Below are 18,247 nucleotides of genomic sequence, written 5' to 3' on the forward strand. Positions count from 1 at the left end.
GGTCACGAGCGGACGCCGGTCCACGACGGATCGGCGGCATGCACAGCGGCGATGGCACGCGCGACCTCGGCCCCGACGGTCGCCTCGTCCCACCCGAGCACAGAGGCGACGGCGTCGGCGACCTCCCACGCGGCCGCCTCGGCCTCACCCGTGAACGCGAGGCTCGTGCGTCGCAGCAGCAGGTCGTCAAGGTGCACGACATGCTCGGTGCGCGCGAGGTGGCGCAGCTCACCGCTCGAGTAGCCGGGCGCATGCGCGAGAGGCGCATCGTCGGGGTCGGCGACGATCGCCGCGATGACGTCGGCCGCGACGGTGCCGTACCGGTCGAGCAGCACCGACGCGCGCGCGAACCCCACGCCCGTGTCGCGCTCGGCGATCCACCCGTGCCGGGAGCGCTCGCTCATGGGGAACCCCCGGCCGCCCCCGATCGGCACGCCGCGCGTGGAGCGGCGGCGCGGGACGGCGAGCACGTCGAGCACGCGGTCGGCGACGTGCGCGGCGGAGGCCCGGAAGGTGGTCCACTTGCCCCCGACGAGACTCAGCAGCGCTGCATCCGTCGCCCCGCCGATCGACCCGCACTCGATCCGGTAGTCGCGCGAGACGAAGCCGGGAGCGAGGTCTCCGTGCCCGGGGAGCGGGCGCACGCCGGAGAACCGGTACACGATGCCCGAGCGGTCGACCTCGATGCCGGGCAGCACGTGGCGGATGAGGGCGATGAAGTAGTCGACCTCTTCTTCGGTGCACACGATGGGGTCGGCCATGTCGTGCTCGAGATCGGTCGTCCCCACGAGCACGCGCCCCTTGAGCGGGTAGATGAGCACGATGCGCCCGTCGTCGTGCTCGAAGAACAGTTCGTGACCGCCCGTGGCCGCGAGCAGCGCGGGATGGTCGAGCACGATGTGCGAGCCCTTCGTGCCACCCATGAACCGGCTCGACTCGCCCAGCGCGGTGTTGGTGAGGTCGGTCCAAGGACCGGAGGCGTTGACGACGACGGATGCCGCGACCTCGACCTCTTCGCCCGACTCGACGTCACGCACGACGACACGGCCGTCGCGCTCGCCGACCGCCCCGGCGTAATTGGCCGCGCGGGCACGGTCGCCGCCCACGGCGAGCCCGTCGCGCAGCACGTCGAGCGCGAGTCGCTCGGGGTCGTGCAGCGACGCGTCCCAGTACGTGGCGGTGTAGCGGACGGCGGGGTTGAGCGACGGGAAGCGCTCGCGCGAGCGCCGGCGTCCGTGGAACGTGTGCCGCGGCACCCGCCCGCCCCCGCGCGAGAACGAGTCGTAGATCATGAGCCCGACCTTGATGAGCACCGCCCCGCGCTCGCGCGGGCGTCCCCCACCGTGGCGGAGGAAGCGCAGCGGCGCGCTGAGCACACCCGAGAAAGTCGTGAAGATCGGGATCGTCGTCTGCAGCGGGCGAACGTAGTGAGGGGCGGTGCGCAGCAGGGCGTTGCGCTCTGTCACCGCCTCGGCGACGAGGCGGAACTCGCCGTTCTCGAGATAGCGGATGCCGCCGTGGATCATGTGGCTCGAGGCCGCGGATGCCCCGCTCGCGAAGTCCCCTCGTTCGACGAGAGCCACGTCGACGCCCTGCATCGCGAGGTCGCGGAACGTCGCCAGGCCGTTGATGCCGCCGCCGACGATGAGCACGTCCGCGTACGGCCGTTCGGCGATCTCGCTGAACCCCGGCCGTCGCTGTGCCCCCTGCATCGCCGGCCCCCTTCCCGCTCCGTCCCTCCCAGGCTATGCGCGCTCTCCGACACACGGGCCGCACGCCCCGCGCGCGCCCCGCGACCCGCCGTCGTCACCCCACTGCGAGGCGACTGCGGTCATGGAATGAAATAACGGATGCCGCGTTGGGTAGACTCGTGAGCATAAACGTGCTCCGGGGTCGGTGAGAATCCGAACCGGCGGTGACAGTCCGCGAGCCGTGGCTCCGCCCTTCGGGGTCGGTTCTGCGGTTGATCCGGTGGAATTCCGGAACCGACGGTGATGCGACGCGATGCGTCGCTAGTCCGGATGGGAGGCAGCACGAGCGCCGTCCTCGACGTCGCCGCCGCCTCCCGTGCCGAGCGCTGCGACGGACTGAGGGATCCAGATGACGGCCACCGAGCGGGAACGCGACGCGATGCGGCACGCCCTCGACCTCGCGCTGCGCGGTCCTCGGGGCATCAATCCCCAGGTGGGTGCCGTCATCCTCTCCCCCGCCGGCGACGTGCTCGCCGAGGGCTGGCATCGCGGTGCCGGAACCGCGCACGCCGAGGTCGACGCACTGTCGAAGCTTGCGCCCGGCGCCGCCCGCGGCGCCACAGCGGTCGTCACCCTCGAACCGTGCAACCACCACGGGCGCACGGGTCCGTGCGCGGTGGCGCTCATCGAGGCGGGCGTCGCCCGCGTGGCGTTCGCGGTCGCCGACCCGAACACGATCTCGTCCGGCGGCGCCGAGCGGCTGCGCGCCGCAGGCGTCTCGGTCGAGGAGGGCCTGCTCGAGAACGATGGCGAGGCGCTGCTCTCGTCGTGGCTCGAGGTGCAGCGTCTCGGGCGGCCGCACGTGACCGTGAAGTGGGCGCAGAGCCTCGACGGACGCATCGCGGCATCCGACGGATCGAGCAAGTGGATCACCGGCGCGGCCGCGCGCGAAGACGTGCACCGCCGCCGCGCACGCGCCGACGCGATCGTCGCGGGTATCGGCACGGTGCTCGCCGACGACCCCGCACTCACGGCCCGCGCGGCTGACGGGTCGCTGCTGGATCGCCAGCCGACGCCGGTCGTGCTGGGCGCGCGCGAGATCCCGGCAGACGCCGCGGTGCGGCGGCATCCGCGCCCCGTCCTGCAATACGACGGCCACTCCCTCTTCGACGTGCTCCGCGAGCTCCGCTCGCGCGGGGTGCAGCGCGTGTTCGTCGAAGGCGGTCCCACGATCGCGAGCGCGTTCGTTCGGGAGGGACTCGCCGACGAGGTGCTCGCGTACGTCGCGCCCGTGCTGCTCGGAGGCGACCACCTCGCGATCGGCGACATCGGCGTCGGCACGATCGGCGACGCACGGCGACACATTCTCGCATCCGTCGAGCGCCTCGGCGACGACCTCCTGATCGTGGCCACTCCGCGTAAGACTTCTGAACCACACGAAGGAGACGCCTGATGTTCACCGGCATCGTCGAAGAGATGGGCGCCGTCACGGCTGTCGAGCCGTCGGGAGACGGCGAGCGCATCACCGTTCGCGCGCCGAAGGTCGTGGCGGATGCCGCGCACGGCGACTCGATCTCCGTCAGCGGCGTGTGCCTCACAGTCGTCGACCAAGGCGACGACTGGTTCACGGCCGACGTCATGAAGCAGACCCTCGACATGTCCACGCTCGCGGGCATCGAGCCCGGCCGCGCCGTCAACCTCGAGCGCGCGACGCCCGCGCACGGGCGCCTGGGCGGACACATCGTGCAGGGCCACATCGACGGCACCGGCACCGTGCTCCAGGTGCGTCCCGGCGACCAGTGGCGGGTCGTGCGGATCAGTCTTCCGCGCGAGCTGGCGCCGCTCGTCGTCGACAAGGGCTCGATCGCGGTCGACGGCGTCTCCCTCACGGTGAGCGCGGCGAGCCCCGCTCCCCAGCCGTCGGTCGCTGAGCCTGCCGAAGCGTGGTTCGAGGTCTCGCTCATCCCCGAGACGCTCGAGGCGACGACGCTCGGCGCGCGCGAGCCCGGCGACCGCGTGAACCTCGAGACCGACATCCTGGCGCGCCACGTGCAGCGCCTCCTCGCTTTCACTCCGGCGGCCGCGGCCGTCGCCACAGAAGGAGGCTTCCGATGAGCCTTTCCACCATCCCCGAAGCCCTCGAAGCACTCCGCGCCGGACGTCCCGTCATCGTCGCCGACGACGAGGACCGCGAGAACGAAGGCGACATCGTCCTTTCCGCGCAGTTCGCGACCCCGGAATGGCTCGCATGGACGATCCGCTGGTCGAGCGGCTTCCTGTGCGCGCCGATGCCCGCCGATTGGGCCGACCGCCTCGACCTGCCGCCCATGGTGGCCCACAACGAGGACGCGCGCGGCACGGCGTACACCGTGAGCGTCGACGCCGCCGACCGCGAGTCGACCGGCATCAGCGCGTCCGACCGTGCCCACACGCTCAACGTGCTGGCCGATCCCGACTCGACCCCCTCGTCGGTCATCCGTCCGGGCCACATCCTTCCGCTGCGCGCGGTCGACGGTGGCGTGCGCGAGCGGGCCGGCCACACCGAGGCCGCGGTCGAGCTCATGCGCCTCGCAGGTCTCAGCCCGGTCGGCGCGATCGGCGAGGTCGTGGCCGAGGACGGCAGCATGATGCGCCTCCCAGGCCTGCTCGAGATGGGCGAGCGCGAAGCCATCCCGGTGATCACCATCGAGCAGCTCATCGCCCACCTCGACGAGGTCGACCCGCGCAATGACGCTGCGCCGGCCGAGCACCATCACCGTCGCCGCGTGAGCCTGCGCGCCGAGGCGCTCGTGCCGACGGCGCACGGCAAGTTCCGCTTCCTCGCGTACAAGGACCGCGTGACGAGCACCGACCACGTCGCGATCGTGTCGGGCGAGTTGGACGCCGACGCACCGCTCGTGCGCGTGCACTCGGAGTGCCTCACGGGCGAGGCGTTCGACTCGCTCAAGTGCGAGTGCGGCCCGCAGCTCGACGCCGCGCTCGACGCGATCGAGCAGGACGGCGGCGTCGTCATCTACATGCGCGGGCACGAGGGCCGCGGCATCGGGCTCATCAACAAGCTCCGCGCCTACAGCCTTCAGGAGCGCGGCCTCGACACCGTCGACGCCAACCTCGCGCTGGGCCTTCCCGCCGACGCGCGCGACTACGCCGCCGCGGCAGGCATCCTCGCCGACCTCGGGATCGAGCGCGTACGCCTGCTCACGAACAACACCGACAAGGTCAAGCAGCTGCGTGACCTCGGGCTCGACATCGTCGAGCAGGTGCCGCTCCTCGTCGGCGTCGGACCGAACAATCACCAGTACCTGGCGACCAAGCGCGACCGTATGGGGCACCTGATCGACGAGGACGACCTCAGCGACGCGCTCTCGCAGATGAAGGAGGGCGCCGGACGATGAGCGGCAAGGGAGCGCCGATCACAGGCGGCACGAATGCGTCAGGCCTCGACATCGTCGTGATCGCCGCGACATGGCACGACGAGATCACGAACGGCCTCATCGCCGGGGCGGAGCGGGTGCTCGAGGCATCCGGCGCGTCCTATCGCCTCATGCGCGTGCCTGGCTCGTTCGAGCTCCCCGTCGCCGCCAAGGTCGCGCTCGACGCGGGGGCCGACGCGGTCGTCGCGCTCGGCGTGATCATCCGCGGCGGCACGCCGCACTTCGAGTACGTCTCGTCGGCCGCGACCGACGGCCTCACGCGAGTCGCGCTCGACACCGGCAAGCCCGTCGGATTCGGGGTGCTCACCCTCGACGACGAGCAGCAGGGTTTCGACCGGGCGGGTCTGCCCGATTCGAAGGAGGACAAGGGCGCAGAAGCGGCGGATGCGGCGATCCGCACTGCCCTCGCGCTGCGAGCGCTGCGCGCCTGACGCCCGCGCTCGCGGGTTGTGGCGCGCCGTGGTGGCGCAGCCCCGTGGAACACCCTATGGTGGCGGCCATGGACCCTCTGCAGTATCTGCGTCTCATCGTCGTCTTCATCCACCTCAGCGGCTTCGCGCTGCTGTTCGGCGCGTGGGCGGCCGAGCAGTTCAGCGGGCGCCGGCAGGTGACGCCGCTCATGAACATCGGCCTCGCCATCGCCGGTCTGGCGGGCCTCGTCCTCGCCGCGCCGTGGGGCATCTCGTACGACCTGAACTACGTCAAGATCGGCGTGAAGCTCGTCGTGCTCATCGTCATCGGCGCGCTCATGGGCATCGGCCAGTCTCGCGCCCGTAAGGGCGGCGGCGACGGAAAGGTCGCCCCGGGCATCTTCTGGTCGATCGGAATCCTGACTCTGCTCAACGCCGGGCTCGGCGTGCTCTGGCGCTGACGCGGCTCGCGTACCTGCCGAGATCGCACGAACGACGGGTGGTCGACTGAGACACCCGTCGTTCGTGCGATCTCGGCGTCTTCGTCGCGCCCTCAGCCGAGGAAGAGCGCCCGCAGCCGCTTCGTCGTGAAGATGAGGCCCACGCCGATCATGACGACGTAGTACAGCACATGCCACAGCATGCCCGGGTACAGCGCCCCGGTCGTCAGGCCACGGACGAGCTCGACCCCGTGCCACAGCGGGAGCGCCTGCACGATCGCCTGCACCCATTCGGGATAGACGGTGATCGGGTAGAACGTCGCCGAGAAGAGGAACATCGGCAGCAGGACGAAGTTGATGAGGTCCATCTGCTGGAAGACCTTCATGTAGCTCGTGACCGCCATGCCGAGCGACGCGAAGCCGAAGGCGATGAGCAGCACCGCGGGCAGGGCCAGGATCGCCGTCCACGAGAGGTTGAGTCCCCACACCTGCATGATCACGAGGAAGCCCGACGCGTAGACGAGTCCTCGAAGGAGCGCGTAGACGATCTCGCCGAGCGCGACGTCGAGCGGGCCGAGCGATGTCGCGAGCATGCCCTCGTAGAGCTTCCCGTAGTTCATCTTGAAGAAGACGTTCCACGTCGAGTCGTAGATCGCGCCGTTCATCGCCGACACGGCGAGGAGGGCGGGCGCGATGAACGCCGCGTACGGGACCTCGACGCCTGTAGAGGTCTGCACGTCGCCGATGAGGACGCCGAGTCCGATGCCGAACGACGCGAGGTAGAAGACGGGCTCGAAGAAGCCGGACAGCACGACGACCCAGCTCGAGCTGCGCGCGGCGACGAGACCGCGCTGCACGACGGCGCCCGGGTTGCCCGCGTACAGGGCGCGGACGCCACCGGAACGCAGGTGCGCGGAGGTCTCGACCGTGGTGGTCACTTGGCCAGCCTCCTCGCGAAGTGGCGCCGCGCGAGCACGTAGCCGACGACCGAGAGCAGCACGAGGTACGCGATGTGCACGACGATCGCGAACGGCTCCGTCGGCCGTCCGTACAGGAACGTGCGACCGAGCTCGGTCGCGTGCCACAGCGGCGAGATCCAGCCGATCCACGCGAGCCAGATCGGCAGGGAGTCGAGGGGGTAGAAGGTGCCCGAGAACAGGAACATCGGCATGAAGATGAACCGCTGCACGAGGGCGAACTGACCCTTGTCCTCTTCGATCGACGCCGCGTAGGCCATGAGCGGGGCGCCGAACGCCCAGCCGCCGAGCACGCCGACGAGGATCGCGATCCAGCCGGTCTCGGGCGTCACGAGCGGCGCGGGCTGGAAGACGAGCCCGAACAGCCAGATGAACAGGTAGTACCCCGCGACGGCGACGAGCACGCGCGCGCTTGCGCCGAGCAGCACGCCCGTCGTGATCTGACCGGGTGAGATGGGCGAAGCGCTGAAGCCGAAGAAGAAGCGCCGCCACTTGAACCCGTCGACCACGGGGTAGCTGAACTCCTCGGTCGCGACCTGGATCGCGGCGGTCATGAGGAGCGCGGGCGCGACGAACGTCACGTACGAGACGGACATGCCCGAGGCATCCGTGATCGGCACCGTGATGAGCGCCGCGAGACCCAGCGCGAGCCCGAGCAGGTACAGGATCGGCTGGCCGAGCGCGCCGACCACGATCGTCCAGCCGTACGCGCGCATCGCGCGCACGATGTGCTCGGCGACGTAGAACGTGCCGTTCGCGCGGGGCTTGCGCCCCCACTCCATCGCCTCCGCGCGCAGCGCGTCGAGAGAGGCGTCGGTCGCAGTGCTCATTCGATCAGCGACCTTCCCGTGAGCCGGAGGAACACGTCCTCGAGCGACGAGCGTCGCACGAGCGACGTGATCGGCTCGAGGCCGGCGGCGGTGACCCGCTCGAGCGCCTGCTCGCCGTTCTCGGTGTACACGAGAATCCGATCGGGCAGCACCTCGATCCGATCGCCGATGCCCTCGAGCGTGGGCGCGACCTGCTGGTTGCGGTTGGAGCCGAACCGCACCTCGAGCACCTCGCGGCTCGAGTGCTCGCGGATGAGCGACGCGGGCGTGCCCTCGGCCATGATCCGGCCCTTGTCGACCACGATGAGCCGGTCGCACAGCTGTTCGGCCTCGTCCATGTAGTGGGTCGTCAGCACGAGGGTCGTGCCGCGCTCCTTGAGGCGGAACAGGCGGTCCCACAGCACGTGCCGCGCCTGCGGGTCGAGGCCGGTCGTCGGCTCATCGAGGAGCAGGATGCGCGGGTCGTTGATGAGGCCGCGCGCGATCGTGAGGCGCCGCTTCATTCCGCCCGAGAGCTGGTCGACCTTGCTCTTGGCCTTCTCCTCGAGCTGCGCGAACGCGAGCAGCTCGTCTGCCTTCTGGTGGCACACCTTGCCCGGGAGCCCGAAGTAGCGACCGTAGATGTAGAGGTTCTCGCGCGCGTTGAGCTCGCCGTCGAGGTTGTCCTGCTGCGGAACGACACCGAGCCGCGAGCGGATCTCGGGCCCGTACCGGTCGGGGTCGAGCCCCAGGATCGACAGGTCGCCGCTTGTGCGCGTCGAGACCGCGCCGATCATCTTCATGGTCGTGGACTTGCCCGCGCCGTTGGGTCCGAGCAGGCCGAACGACTCGCCCGGAGCGACTTCGAAGGACAGCCCGTCGACGGCGAGGAAGTCGGGCTTGCCCTTGATCTTGTACGCCTTGACGAGGTTCTTCGCTTGGATCACGGGAGCAGGCACCGGACTACCCTAACCCCGGTCACGGACGCCGATTCCGCGCGGTGGGAACGATCCCGCAACCGCCCTGCATGACGAAGGGTGACGGATGCCTCGGCCCCGGCATCCGTGATGGCTAGGCTGACCGGGTGAGTGTTCGACCCCCGTACCGCGCCGATGTCGTCGGCAGCTTCCTCCGTCCCCCCGCCGTCGCCGAGGCGCGCGCCCGTCACCACGCCGGCGAGCTCGACGACGACGGCCTCCGCGCCGTCGAAGACGCCGCGATCGTCGACCTCGTGCAGAAGGAGGCCGACGCCGGCCTCGAGCTCGCGACCGACGGCGAGTTCCGCCGCTCGTGGTGGCACTTCGACTTCTTCGGTCTGCTCGACGGCGTCGACATCGTCGAGCTCGATCACGGCATTCAGTTCCAGGGCGTGCAGACGCGCCCGCGCGGCATCGAGATCTCCAGCAGGATCGGCTTCAGCGACACGCATCCGTTCCTCGAGCACTTCCGCGCCCTGCAGGAGGACGTGAAGGCGACCGGCGCTCGGCCGAAGTTCACGATCCCGTCACCGACCGTGCTCGACTTCCGCCTCGAGCCCGGCCACATCGACCCCGCCGTCTACGACGGCCGCGAGGCGATCGTCGACGACCTCGTGCAGGCGTACCGCGACGCCGTGCACGCCTTCTACGACGCCGGCGCCCGCTACCTGCAGTTCGACGACACCGCGTGGGCGTACCTGTGCTCCGACGTCGAGCTCGAGAAGGCGTCCGAGCGGGGGATCGACACGAACGGCATCGCCGAACGCTACGCGGCGCTGCTGAACCGCATCCTCGACGGCAAGCCCGACGACCTCGTCGTGACGACGCACGTGTGCCGCGGTAACTTCCGCTCGACGTGGATCTCGTCGGGCGGCTACGAGCCGGTCGCCGAGCAGCTGCTGGGTGTCACGAACTACGACGGCTACTTCCTCGAGTACGACACCGACCGCGCGGGCGGCTTCGAGCCGCTGCGCTTCCTCCCGAAGGGCGACAAGACCGTCGTGCTCGGGCTCATCACGTCGAAGACGGGCGACCTCGAGGACCCGGACGACGTCAAGCGGCGCATCGATGAGGCGACGGCCTTCGCTCCGCTCGAGCAGCTCGCGCTGAGCCCGCAGTGCGGCTTCGCCTCGACCGAGGAGGGAAACATCCTCACCGAGGACCAGCAGTGGGCCAAGGTGCGTACGGTCGTCGACATCGCCCGCGACGTCTGGGGCTGATCGCATTCACGAGAGAGGGGGCGGATGCCGCGGCATCCGCCCCCTCTCTCGTCGGCCCCCTCGCACCGGCGGCAGGACATGGTGCGGGCGTAGGACGGGAATCGAGGCATCCGTCCTACGCCCCGCTCATCTCCTACGCCCGCCACCCTGCGGGCGCGAAAACCGCGCCTACTCGGAGCGCTCGTCCTTCTCGGGCTTCTTGTACGCTTCACCGCGCATCGCGGCGGCGTCGATCTCCTCCTGGTTCTCGACGAACGGCGTGCCGTGCGTGTGGAACGTCGGCACCGTCTTGGCGCCCCACGCCTGACCCTTCGCGCGCTCGGCCTGGCTCCACTCGACGACCGGCCAGTCCGGGTCGAGGATGAGCCGGGCGCCGGCGTTGGCAAGCTCGATGCGGTTTCCGCCCGGCTCCCACACGTAGATGAAGAACGTCTGGTTGATCGCGTGCTTGTACGGGCCGAACTCGATGTGGATCTTGTTCTCGAGGAAGATGTCGGCCGCCTTGAGGATGTCCTCGCGCGTGTCGGGCGCGATCGCGAAGTGGTGGAAGCGCCCGCGCTCTCCTGTCCAGTCGTCCGAGTAGACGACGTCGTACGACTTCTGCTGGAAGCGGAACCACCACGCGCCGTACCCGCCGTCGTCGAGGCGCACACGCTCAGACTCGCGCGACATCATGACGTCGCGCCAGAACTCGCCGGCGGCGTTGACGTCGCTCGCGAGGTAGTTGATGTGGTCCATGCGGCGCGCGTTCACTCCGCGACCGGGGAACGCCGACGCCTGGTTCTTGAGCGCCGGGGTGTCCAGCTCGTCCGGCACGTAGTGCTCGGTGTCGTAGTACAGGCCCATGAGGTGCCCGTCCGGGTCCTCGAACTCGTAGGAGCGGCCGACGCCGACCTCGGGGTCGCGCCAGCCGTGGCCGAGGCCGGCCTTCTCGATCGCGGCGACCCGGCGCTCGAGCGCCTCGGGGCTCGTCGCGCGGAACAGCGTGCGGCCGACGCCGTTCGTGTCGGACGCGGTGAGCTTGAGCGTGTAGAGCTGGTACTCGTCCCAGCACCGCAGGTACGAGGAGTCGCCGATGCGCGCGACCTCGCGCATCGCGAGGATGTCGCGGAAGAAGTGCAGGCTCTCCTCGAACTTCGGGGTGAACAGCTCGATGCCGCCCAGGTGGGCGAGATCGAAGTTCTCATGACTGGCCATGATCGTGTCCTCTCTGACGCGGGGCTTTAGAGACGAGGTCGCGCGAACGCGACCCCGTCGAAGAGCTTTCGGGCGGTGCGCACCGAGGTCGACGTGCCGTGCCACACGCCGTCGGCGTCCTGCGCGACGTGTACGGCCGAGGCGAGCACGCCCGTCGGGTGCTCGATGTCGCTCGGACCCTGGGCGCGCACGCGGGCGAAGTCGGAGCCGACGGCTCCCGGGATGCGGACGCCGGCGGCGACGGATGCCGCCATCAGCACGCCCAGCGCGGTGTGCACGCGCTTCGGGATGAACGCCCGCGTCGACACGACACCGCCGTTGCGGGGCGGCGACACGAGGATCATCTTCGGAACGGTCTGGTCGGCGACGTCGCCGAACCCGAACAGGGGGCCGGCGGCCAGGCGCACGCGCTCGACGGCGGTCGCGAGATCGGGACGGGACTCGAGCTCGGCGGGCGACTCGTCGCCGGCGACTCCGAAGTCCTCGGCCCGCAGCAGCACGACCGGCATGCCGTTGTCGACGAGCGTCGCCGCGTGGCCGTCGAGCTCGTCCGTCGGGTTGCCGGTCGGCAGGAGGGGCTTGTCTGCGGCGCCGAGCTCGAGCTCGATGCGCGCGGCGGTGCCCGGAACACCGTCGATCGCCTCGTCGCCGTCGTAGTCGGGCCGGCCGCCGGGCGTCGCGAACACGGCGGTCGCGATATCTCCGGTGTTGACGAGACGGATGCGCACCGTGGTCGCCTCGTCGACCGCGGGGACGAGGCCGCGCTCGACCGCGAACGGTCCGATGCCCGCGAGCAGGTTGCCGCACGTCTGCCTCGTGCTCACGGTCGGCTCGTCGACACCGATCTGCAGGAAGAGGTAGTCCACATCGATGCCGGGCTCGGTCGAACGCGACACGACCGCCACCTTCGACGTGAGCGGATGCGCGCCACCCAGCCCGTCGATCTGACGCGGGTCGGGGCTGCCCATGATCCGCAGGAGCAGCTCGTCGCGGGCATCCGGATCTTCGGGCAGATCGTCGGCGACGAAGTACGCGCCCTTCGACGTCCCGCCGCGCATGAGCATGCAGCGGACGCCGTCGCGGACCGGGTCAGCGACCACGCTCGTACTCCTCCTGCGTCACGAATGCCACGCCGAGGCTTTCGAGTACCGGACGCAGATCGTTGATGTCCATCGAGATCTCGCCCGCCTCGTACCGCTTGCGGTTGCGGGCCTCGCGCTCGGCACGGGCGCGCGATGCCTCGAGCGCCTCGTCCGCGCGGCGCCGGGGAACGATCGTCACACCGTCGTCGTCCGCGACGACGACATCGCCCGGGTTGACCACGACGCCGTCGAGGACGACCGGCACGTTGACCGAGCCGGCGGTGTCCTTCACCGTTCCCTGCGAGCTCACATGCGCCGTCCACACCGGGAAGCCCATCGCGCGCAGCTCGCCCGTATCGCGCACCCCGCCGGACGTCACGTACGCGCGTACGCCCCGGACCTGCATCTGGGTCGCCATCAGCTCGCCGATGAACCCGAACGCCGAGTCGGTCGTGGGCACGACGACGATGACGTCGCCGTCCTGCGCCTGCTCGATCGCGGCGTGCACCATGAGGTTGTCGCCGGGAGCGGTCGACACAGTGATCGCCGAGCCCGCGATGGCCGCGCCCTGCTGAATGGGACGGATGCGCGGACCCGCGTAGCCGACTCGGCCCATCGCCTCGTGCACCGTCGCCGAGCCGAACGCGGCGAGCGCGTCGACGACATCGCGGTCGGCTCGCGCGATGTCGGTGACGACGACCGGCCCGGGAACGCTCATTGCAGGACGCCCGTCACTTGCGGGAAGTACCGCACGTAGGCCTCGCCCATCGTGTCGTGCGGCAGGCCGAGGTTGGGCCCCGCGTTGCGCTTGACCTGCACGCCGCGGCGGATCGCGAGCTGCGTGTAGTACTCCCACATGTGCTTCTGCGCGGGAAGGCACTCCATCGCCTTGCGCTTGAGCGGGAAGGCATCCGTGATGTCGAGCAGCACGTTCGGCTTGAAGTCGCTCTGCTCGGGTTGGTGGGGCTCGAAGAAGAAGACGGGCGGGGCGCCGATGATGTCGTCCTTCGTCGGGAAGGAGCCGTCGCTGTTCGCGACGCCGATCGCCTGCGCGAGCACGCGCGCCTGAAGCGCCATGCGCGCAGCGGCCGGGTGGTCTCCGTTGTAAGGGTCGGCGAGTGGGTGCGTCAGCACGACGGTCGGCTGCACGCGACGGCAGACGTCCACAAGCTTCGCGACGGCCTGCTCGGACTCGACGAGCGGGTAGTCACCCAGGTCGAGGAACTCGATCTCGGCGCCGAGAGCGGATGCCGCGGCCTCCGCCTCCTCGCGGCGGATCGCCTTGATCTCGTCGAGCGGCTTGCCGGCGAGCCACTGGCTGGCGGATTCGCCGCGCTCGCCGAATGACAGGCACACCACGACCGCACGCTCGCCGCGCATCGTCGCGGCCGCGATCGCGCCTCCGGCGCGCCATACGAAGTCTCCGGCGTGGGCGCTGACGACCAAGAGCGTGTTCGGATTCTCTGCCAATGCGACTCCTCTGTGCGTCGCCCGCGGCCGTCGCGGGCATCCGGCGCGCGTACGGGGGCTCGGCGCCGAGCCCGGCCCGCCAGATGACAGCGAACCACACCCCTGGCGCACTGGTCAAGATTCTGTCTACAATTTTGGATACCGGAATACCTCTGGACATAGGTAAATGTCATCCGTAATATCGCGGCATCGACCATCGAACAAGGAAGTCGAAGGAACCCCCATGGCTCGCAACCTCCAGGAGCTGCTCGACGAGCACGGAAACACCGTCGAGATGCTCCGCAACTCACAGCTCGGCGCCTACATCTACCCCGTGGTCCCCGCGGAGTTCACGAACTGGCGACGCGAGCAGATCGCGTGGCGCGAGACCGCCGTGCTCTACGACCAGACCCACCACATGGTGAACTTCTTCGTGTCGGGTCCGGACGCTCTCAAGCTGCTCAGCGACACCGGCATCAACAGCTTCGCCAACTTCCCGGTCAACACGGCCAAGCAGTTCGTGCCCACGGCCTCCAACGGCGGCGTGGTCGGCGACGGCATCCTCTTCCACGAGGATGAGAACGACTACGTCTACGTCGGCCGCGCGCCGGGCGCGAACTGGCTGCAGTTCCACGCCGAGACGGGCGGCTACGACGTCGAGTTCCGCTACGACGACCGCTCCCCCTCGCGCCCCTACGGCCAGGCCGTGCACCGCGAGTACTACCGATTCCAGATCCAGGGCCCGAACGCGTGGCAGATCATCGAGAAGCTCAACGGCGGCACCCTCGAGAAGGTCAGGTTCTTCCACATGGGAGAGATGACGATCGCCGGCGAGCGCGTCCGCACGCTGCGTCACGGCATGGCCGGCGCACCGGGCCTCGAGCTGTGGGGTCCCTACGAGCAGCACGGCAAGATCCGCGACGCGATCCTCGAGGCAGGCCGCGAGTTCGGCATCGAGCCCTGCGGTTCGCGCGCCTACTCGTCGAACACTCTCGAGTCGGGTTGGATCCCCTCGCCGCTTCCCGCCATCTACTCGAGCGAGGCCGAGCGCGCGTACCGCGAGTGGCTCCCGACGAACAGCTACGAGGCCATCAACGCCATCGCCGGCTCGTTCGTCTCGGACGACATCGAGGACTACTACCTCAACCCGTGGGAGCTCGGCTACGGCTCGTTCGTGAAGTTCGACCACGACTTCATCGGTCGCGACGCCCTCGAGAAGATCGAGCCCGAGACGCAGCGCAAGAAGGTCACGCTGGCATGGAACGACGAGGACCTCGCCAAGATCCTCACGAGCGTCATCGACCGCGAAGGCCCCGGCTACCAGTTCTTCGACCTCCCGAACGCGAACTACGGCTCGTCGAACTTCGACTCCGTCGTCGATGAGGACGGCACGGTCGTCGGCCTCTCGCTGTTCACGGGGGTCACCGCGAACGAGAAGCGCGGACTGTCGCTCGCGACCGTCGACGCCAACGTGCCGATCGGCGCCGAGGTGCGCGTGCTGTGGGGCGAGCAGCCGAACTCGAAGAAGTCCACCGTCCAGCCGCACGAGCAGCTCGCCGTCCGCGCGGTCGTGAGCCCCGTGCCGTACGCGGTCACCGCTCGCACCGAGTACCACGGCGGCTGGCGCACGTCCGCGGCGAACGTCGAGGTCTGATCGCCCGACCCGATACGACGAGGGGGCGGATGCTGCGGCATCCGCCCCCCTCGTCATGTCGGGCGCACTTAGGAGTGCTTTATGCAGCATAACCAGTGGTTATCGCCACATCATGGTGTCAAAACCGACCGTTAGTACCATGGGCCGTGCGGCGCGCGCCATCCGAACCAATCGAAGGAGATCGGTGAGATGGGTGTGAAAAGAAGACTGTTGAGTTGTGCGGCGACGATGGCCCTCGCGGTGGCGAGCCTCACGTTCGTCGCCGGCGGATCCGCCGCGGGCGACCAAGGATCGGCGGCCAAGGGGCCGGCGACCCCGGGTGATCCCGTGCGGAGCTGCGAAAGCCTCATGAACGTGGACCTCGGTCCGAACACCGTGATCGAGTCCGCCGTCCAGCACGCGGCGACCGCAACGACACCCGCGTCGTGCCGGGTGCAGCTGTACACCACGCATCCGCCGGCCGGCGATGAGGTGACGATCTGGATCGCCCTTCCCACAACCGGCTGGAACGGTCGATTCCTGGGAGTCGGCGGCGGCGGATTCACAGGCGGGACGCCGGGATCGGTCGTCGCGCCGCTCGGTCAGGGGTTCGCGGCGGGTGCGACGGATGCCGGCAACCCCACCGGCCAGGCCCAGACGATCGGCGCCAACCCCGACCTCACGCGCAACTGGGTGGGTCAGGAGAACTTCGGCCACCGCGGTATCCACGAGATGACGGTGAACGGCAAGGAGCTCGTCGCGGCGTACTACGGCCGGTCGCAGGACTACGCCTACTTCAGCGGATGCTCGACCGGAGGACGCCAGGGGATGATGGAGGCCCAGAAGTACCCCGACGACTACGACGGCATCTCGGCCGGCGCGCCGGTGTTCAATTACGCGGAGCTCGCGATCGCGCAGCTGTGGAGCCAGATCGTCATGAAGGAGGAAGGCAACGTCCTCTCGCAATGCAAGTTCACCGCTGCGCTCGAGGCGGGTGATCGACGAGTGCGACCTGGTGGGTGACGGCGTCGCGGACGGAGTGATCGGCGATCCCCTCGCGTGCGACTTCGACTTCACGTCGCTCGTCGGACAGGTGACGCCGTGCGGCGAGACCTTCACCGACGCGGATGCCGCGGTGCTTGAGAAGATCCGGCAAGGGCCACGTCGCACCAGCGGCGAGTTCCAGTGGTACGGACTCGTGGAAGGTGCGCCGTATGCCGGCCTGAGCAACACCGCGCTCGTGAACGGCGAGCTCGTCGGGCAGCCGTTCCCCTTCGTCACCCTCGTGATCGCGTACTGGCTCGAGATGAACCCCGCGTGGGACTGGCGCACCGAGACGTACGAGAGCTTCGAGCAGCACATCGACCAGATGGTCGAGCTCTACGATGACGTCCACGGCGCCTCGGACCCCGACATCCGGGCGTTCCACGACAGCGGCGGGAAGCTCCTCGTGTGGCACGGCTGGAGCGACTTCGGCGTCTACGCGCAGGGCACGCTCGACTGGTACGAGCGCGTGCAGGACATTCTCGGCCCGGGCAGGACGAAGCAGGCCGTCCGCGTGTTCCTCGCTCCCGGCGTCGACCACTGCGGCGGCGGCCCGGGGGCGCAGCCGACCGGCCAGCTCGAGGCGCTCATCGAGTGGGTCGAGAAGGGCCACGCCCCGAAGCAGCTGCTCGCCACGCGCGCCGAGGGTGGGTCGGTCGTCGCGACGCGCCCGATCTGCGACTACCCCACGGTCGCGAAGTACAAGGGCAGCGGCGACGTGAACGACGCGCAGCGGTACCGCTGCGTCCCGGCGGAGCAACTCACTCCGCGCATGGATCCCTGATCCGCTGAACCGGGCTGCGCGCCGGCCTGCCGGCATTCGAAACGGATGCCGGTGGGCCGGCGTGCACCGTCCCGTTCCTCGCCGCGGGGAGCGAGTCAGGAGCGGGGCGCCTCGGCGAACGCGTCGCCGTGGATGACGAAGAACTGGCCGGACGAGCCGGCGACCGCGCGCGCGACGGTGTCGTAGAGCCAGTCGAGCGCGGCCGTGTGCTGTGTCGTCGACCGCCGATAGAGGAACACCCCGACAGGCGGCATCTCGAACGGCAGGGGGCGGACGACGAGCGGCCACGTGGACGCCCAGCCCTGGGCGATCGTGTCGGGTGCGGTCGCGATGAGGTCGCGGCTCGCCGCCAGAACCGGCGGCAGCGCCGTGATGTGGCGCAGCGCCACTTCGGGTTCGACCACGATGCCCGCCCGGCGCTCGGCGGCGGCGAGCATCGGGGCTCCCGAGTCGCCGCTCACGGTCGCGTGCGCTGCGGACACGTACGCGTCGAGGTCGAGGGTGCCTTCCGCGAGCGGGTGGCTCGCCGACATCACGACGGCGTAGGGCTGCGACTTGAGCTGACTGCGGACGAATCGGCCGGGAACGCTCGCGGTCGTGATGGCGAGATCGACCGTGCCTCGCGACAGCCAGTCCGAGAGCGCGTCGACCTGGATGGGCACGACTTCGAGGCGCATGTGCGGGGCGCGGGAGCGGATCGCCGAGAGGATCGCCGGCAGCCAGCCGATCTCTCCGAGCTCGGACAGCGCGATGCGGAACAGCCGCCGCGACGAGGACGGATCGAATCCGTGCACGGCGTCGATCGTGCGGTCGATGCCCTCGATCGCGTCGCGGAAGCCGGGGAACACGCTCTCGGCGAGGGGTGTCGGGCGCATGAGGCGGCCGTCGCGCTCGAAGAGCGGGTCGTCGAGCTCGCGCCGCAGTCTCGCGAGAGCCTGACTCACGGCGGGCTGGGTGACGTAGAGCCGACGGGCGGCGATCGTGAGGCTGCGCGACTCGTACACCGCCACGAAGACGCGCAGGAGGTTCAGGTCCACGGTCGGCCCGGGCATCCGTCGCTTAGAAACGATTCCCATCGCATAAGCAGTGATTATCTCTTG

General features: G+C 69.6%; 18 protein-coding genes and 1 riboswitch. Of the genes, 9 read left to right on the forward strand and 9 right to left on the reverse strand.

All coding sequences use genetic code 11. The features are described from left to right. Nucleotides 1-2: 2 nt before the first annotated feature. The gene (locus BJ991_RS15640; RefSeq protein WP_179491498.1) at nt 3-1,712 is read right to left on the reverse strand and encodes a glycerol-3-phosphate dehydrogenase/oxidase; all 1,710 of its coding nucleotides are present in this window, start codon (nt 1,710-1,712) and stop codon (nt 3-5) included. A 167-nt stretch (nt 1,713-1,879) separates the two neighbouring features. Beyond that, nucleotides 1,880-2,038, forward strand: a riboswitch (FMN riboswitch). Between the two features lie 62 nt (nt 2,039-2,100). Here BJ991_RS15640 and ribD point away from each other — a divergent pair. The 5 genes from ribD to BJ991_RS15665 all read left to right on the forward strand — a co-directional run bounded on the left by ribD (nt 2,101) and on the right by BJ991_RS15665 (nt 5,996). Further along, nucleotides 2,101-3,144, forward strand: a complete 1,044-nt coding sequence (ribD, locus tag BJ991_RS15645; protein ID WP_179491500.1) for a bifunctional diaminohydroxyphosphoribosylaminopyrimidine deaminase/5-amino-6-(5-phosphoribosylamino)uracil reductase RibD — start codon at nt 2,101-2,103, stop codon at nt 3,142-3,144. Next, complete coding sequence (locus BJ991_RS15650; protein ID WP_179491502.1) at nt 3,144-3,806, forward strand: riboflavin synthase; 663 nt, start codon at nt 3,144-3,146, stop codon at nt 3,804-3,806. The genes ribD and BJ991_RS15650 overlap by 1 nt, the downstream gene beginning before the upstream one ends. Next, nucleotides 3,803-5,086 (forward strand): GTP cyclohydrolase II, encoded by a 1,284-nt coding sequence (ribA, locus tag BJ991_RS15655; protein ID WP_179491504.1) that lies wholly within the window; start codon nt 3,803-3,805, stop codon nt 5,084-5,086. Before BJ991_RS15650 ends, ribA begins: the two co-directional genes overlap by 4 nt. Next, nucleotides 5,083-5,556 (forward strand): 6,7-dimethyl-8-ribityllumazine synthase, encoded by a 474-nt coding sequence (gene ribH / locus BJ991_RS15660; protein ID WP_179491506.1) that lies wholly within the window; start codon nt 5,083-5,085, stop codon nt 5,554-5,556. Before ribA ends, ribH begins: the two co-directional genes overlap by 4 nt. Nucleotides 5,557-5,633: 77 nt before the next feature. Beyond that, nucleotides 5,634-5,996, forward strand: a complete 363-nt coding sequence (locus BJ991_RS15665; protein WP_179492873.1) for a Fe-S protein — start codon at nt 5,634-5,636, stop codon at nt 5,994-5,996. A gap of 92 nt (nt 5,997-6,088) precedes the next feature. Here BJ991_RS15665 and BJ991_RS15670 read toward each other — a convergent pair whose 3' ends face one another. From BJ991_RS15670 to BJ991_RS15680, 3 genes are read right to left on the reverse strand one after another with little or no spacing between them, the layout of a single operon-like run. Continuing rightward, nucleotides 6,089-6,913: an ABC transporter permease gene (locus BJ991_RS15670; protein ID WP_179491508.1), complete on the reverse strand. Its 825-nt coding sequence runs from the start codon at nt 6,911-6,913 to the stop codon at nt 6,089-6,091. Beyond that, the gene (locus BJ991_RS15675; RefSeq protein ID WP_179491510.1) at nt 6,910-7,782 is read right to left on the reverse strand and encodes an ABC transporter permease; all 873 of its coding nucleotides are present in this window, start codon (nt 7,780-7,782) and stop codon (nt 6,910-6,912) included. The genes BJ991_RS15670 and BJ991_RS15675 overlap by 4 nt, the downstream gene beginning before the upstream one ends. After that, nucleotides 7,779-8,720, reverse strand: coding sequence for an ATP-binding cassette domain-containing protein (locus BJ991_RS15680; RefSeq protein ID WP_179491512.1), 942 nt, complete (start codon nt 8,718-8,720; stop codon nt 7,779-7,781). Before BJ991_RS15680 ends, BJ991_RS15675 begins: the two co-directional genes overlap by 4 nt. Nucleotides 8,721-8,845: 125 nt before the next feature. On the opposite strand from BJ991_RS15680, the gene BJ991_RS15685 reads away from it, so the two are divergent. After that, the gene (locus BJ991_RS15685) at nt 8,846-9,958 is read left to right on the forward strand and encodes a 5-methyltetrahydropteroyltriglutamate--homocysteine S-methyltransferase (protein ID WP_179491514.1); all 1,113 of its coding nucleotides are present in this window, start codon (nt 8,846-8,848) and stop codon (nt 9,956-9,958) included. Nucleotides 9,959-10,126: 168 nt separating this feature from the next. Here BJ991_RS15685 and BJ991_RS15690 read toward each other — a convergent pair whose 3' ends face one another. The 4 genes from BJ991_RS15690 to BJ991_RS15705 are packed head-to-tail and all read right to left on the reverse strand — an operon-like array spanning nt 10,127 to nt 13,707. Then, complete coding sequence (locus BJ991_RS15690; RefSeq protein WP_179491516.1) at nt 10,127-11,155, reverse strand: VOC family protein; 1,029 nt, start codon at nt 11,153-11,155, stop codon at nt 10,127-10,129. Between the two features lie 26 nt (nt 11,156-11,181). Further along, nucleotides 11,182-12,255 (reverse strand): 4-oxalomesaconate tautomerase, encoded by a 1,074-nt coding sequence (locus BJ991_RS15695; RefSeq protein WP_343048798.1) that lies wholly within the window; start codon nt 12,253-12,255, stop codon nt 11,182-11,184. Then, nucleotides 12,245-12,955 (reverse strand): 4-carboxy-4-hydroxy-2-oxoadipate aldolase/oxaloacetate decarboxylase, encoded by a 711-nt coding sequence (locus BJ991_RS15700; protein ID WP_179491518.1) that lies wholly within the window; start codon nt 12,953-12,955, stop codon nt 12,245-12,247. Before BJ991_RS15700 ends, BJ991_RS15695 begins: the two co-directional genes overlap by 11 nt. Then, nucleotides 12,952-13,707: a PIG-L deacetylase family protein gene (locus tag BJ991_RS15705; protein WP_179491520.1), complete on the reverse strand. Its 756-nt coding sequence runs from the start codon at nt 13,705-13,707 to the stop codon at nt 12,952-12,954. The genes BJ991_RS15700 and BJ991_RS15705 overlap by 4 nt, the downstream gene beginning before the upstream one ends. Before the next feature lie 223 nt (nt 13,708-13,930). On the opposite strand from BJ991_RS15705, the gene ligM reads away from it, so the two are divergent. The 3 genes from ligM to BJ991_RS18700 all read left to right on the forward strand — a co-directional run bounded on the left by ligM (nt 13,931) and on the right by BJ991_RS18700 (nt 17,147). After that, complete coding sequence (ligM, locus tag BJ991_RS15710) at nt 13,931-15,340, forward strand: vanillate/3-O-methylgallate O-demethylase (RefSeq protein WP_179491522.1); 1,410 nt, start codon at nt 13,931-13,933, stop codon at nt 15,338-15,340. A 228-nt stretch (nt 15,341-15,568) separates the two neighbouring features. Next, the gene (locus BJ991_RS18695) at nt 15,569-16,342 is read left to right on the forward strand and encodes a tannase/feruloyl esterase family alpha/beta hydrolase (protein ID WP_179491524.1); all 774 of its coding nucleotides are present in this window, start codon (nt 15,569-15,571) and stop codon (nt 16,340-16,342) included. Next, the gene (locus tag BJ991_RS18700; protein ID WP_179491526.1) at nt 16,314-17,147 is read left to right on the forward strand and encodes a tannase/feruloyl esterase family alpha/beta hydrolase; all 834 of its coding nucleotides are present in this window, start codon (nt 16,314-16,316) and stop codon (nt 17,145-17,147) included. The genes BJ991_RS18695 and BJ991_RS18700 overlap by 29 nt, the downstream gene beginning before the upstream one ends. Before the next feature lie 95 nt (nt 17,148-17,242). On the opposite strand, the gene BJ991_RS15725 is transcribed toward BJ991_RS18700, so the two are convergent. After that, complete coding sequence (locus BJ991_RS15725; protein WP_179491528.1) at nt 17,243-18,199, reverse strand: LysR family transcriptional regulator; 957 nt, start codon at nt 18,197-18,199, stop codon at nt 17,243-17,245. Between the last annotated feature and the right edge of the window lie 48 nt (nt 18,200-18,247).

The sequence above is a fragment of the Microbacterium immunditiarum genome, assembly GCF_013409785.1.
Classification (GTDB): domain Bacteria; phylum Actinomycetota; class Actinomycetes; order Actinomycetales; family Microbacteriaceae; genus Microbacterium; species Microbacterium immunditiarum.

Excerpts from the sequence above, each read along its gene's own strand:
- BJ991_RS15640 (WP_179491498.1), bottom strand. The coding sequence starts at position 1,712 with ATGCAGGGGGCACAGCGACGGCCGGGGTTCAGCGAGATCGCCGAACGG.
- ribD (WP_179491500.1), top strand. The coding sequence starts at position 2,101 with ATGACGGCCACCGAGCGGGAACGCGACGCGATGCGGCACGCCCTCGAC.
- BJ991_RS15650 (WP_179491502.1), top strand. The coding sequence starts at position 3,144 with ATGTTCACCGGCATCGTCGAAGAGATGGGCGCCGTCACGGCTGTCGAG.
- ribA (WP_179491504.1), top strand. The coding sequence starts at position 3,803 with ATGAGCCTTTCCACCATCCCCGAAGCCCTCGAAGCACTCCGCGCCGGA.
- ribH (WP_179491506.1), top strand. The coding sequence starts at position 5,083 with ATGAGCGGCAAGGGAGCGCCGATCACAGGCGGCACGAATGCGTCAGGC.
- BJ991_RS15675 (WP_179491510.1), bottom strand. The coding sequence starts at position 7,782 with ATGAGCACTGCGACCGACGCCTCTCTCGACGCGCTGCGCGCGGAGGCG.
- BJ991_RS15690 (WP_179491516.1), bottom strand. The coding sequence starts at position 11,155 with ATGGCCAGTCATGAGAACTTCGATCTCGCCCACCTGGGCGGCATCGAG.
- BJ991_RS15700 (WP_179491518.1), bottom strand. The coding sequence starts at position 12,955 with ATGAGCGTTCCCGGGCCGGTCGTCGTCACCGACATCGCGCGAGCCGAC.
- ligM (WP_179491522.1), top strand. The coding sequence starts at position 13,931 with ATGGCTCGCAACCTCCAGGAGCTGCTCGACGAGCACGGAAACACCGTC.
- BJ991_RS18695 (WP_179491524.1), top strand. The coding sequence starts at position 15,569 with ATGGCCCTCGCGGTGGCGAGCCTCACGTTCGTCGCCGGCGGATCCGCC.
- BJ991_RS15725 (WP_179491528.1), bottom strand. The coding sequence starts at position 18,199 with ATGCCCGGGCCGACCGTGGACCTGAACCTCCTGCGCGTCTTCGTGGCG.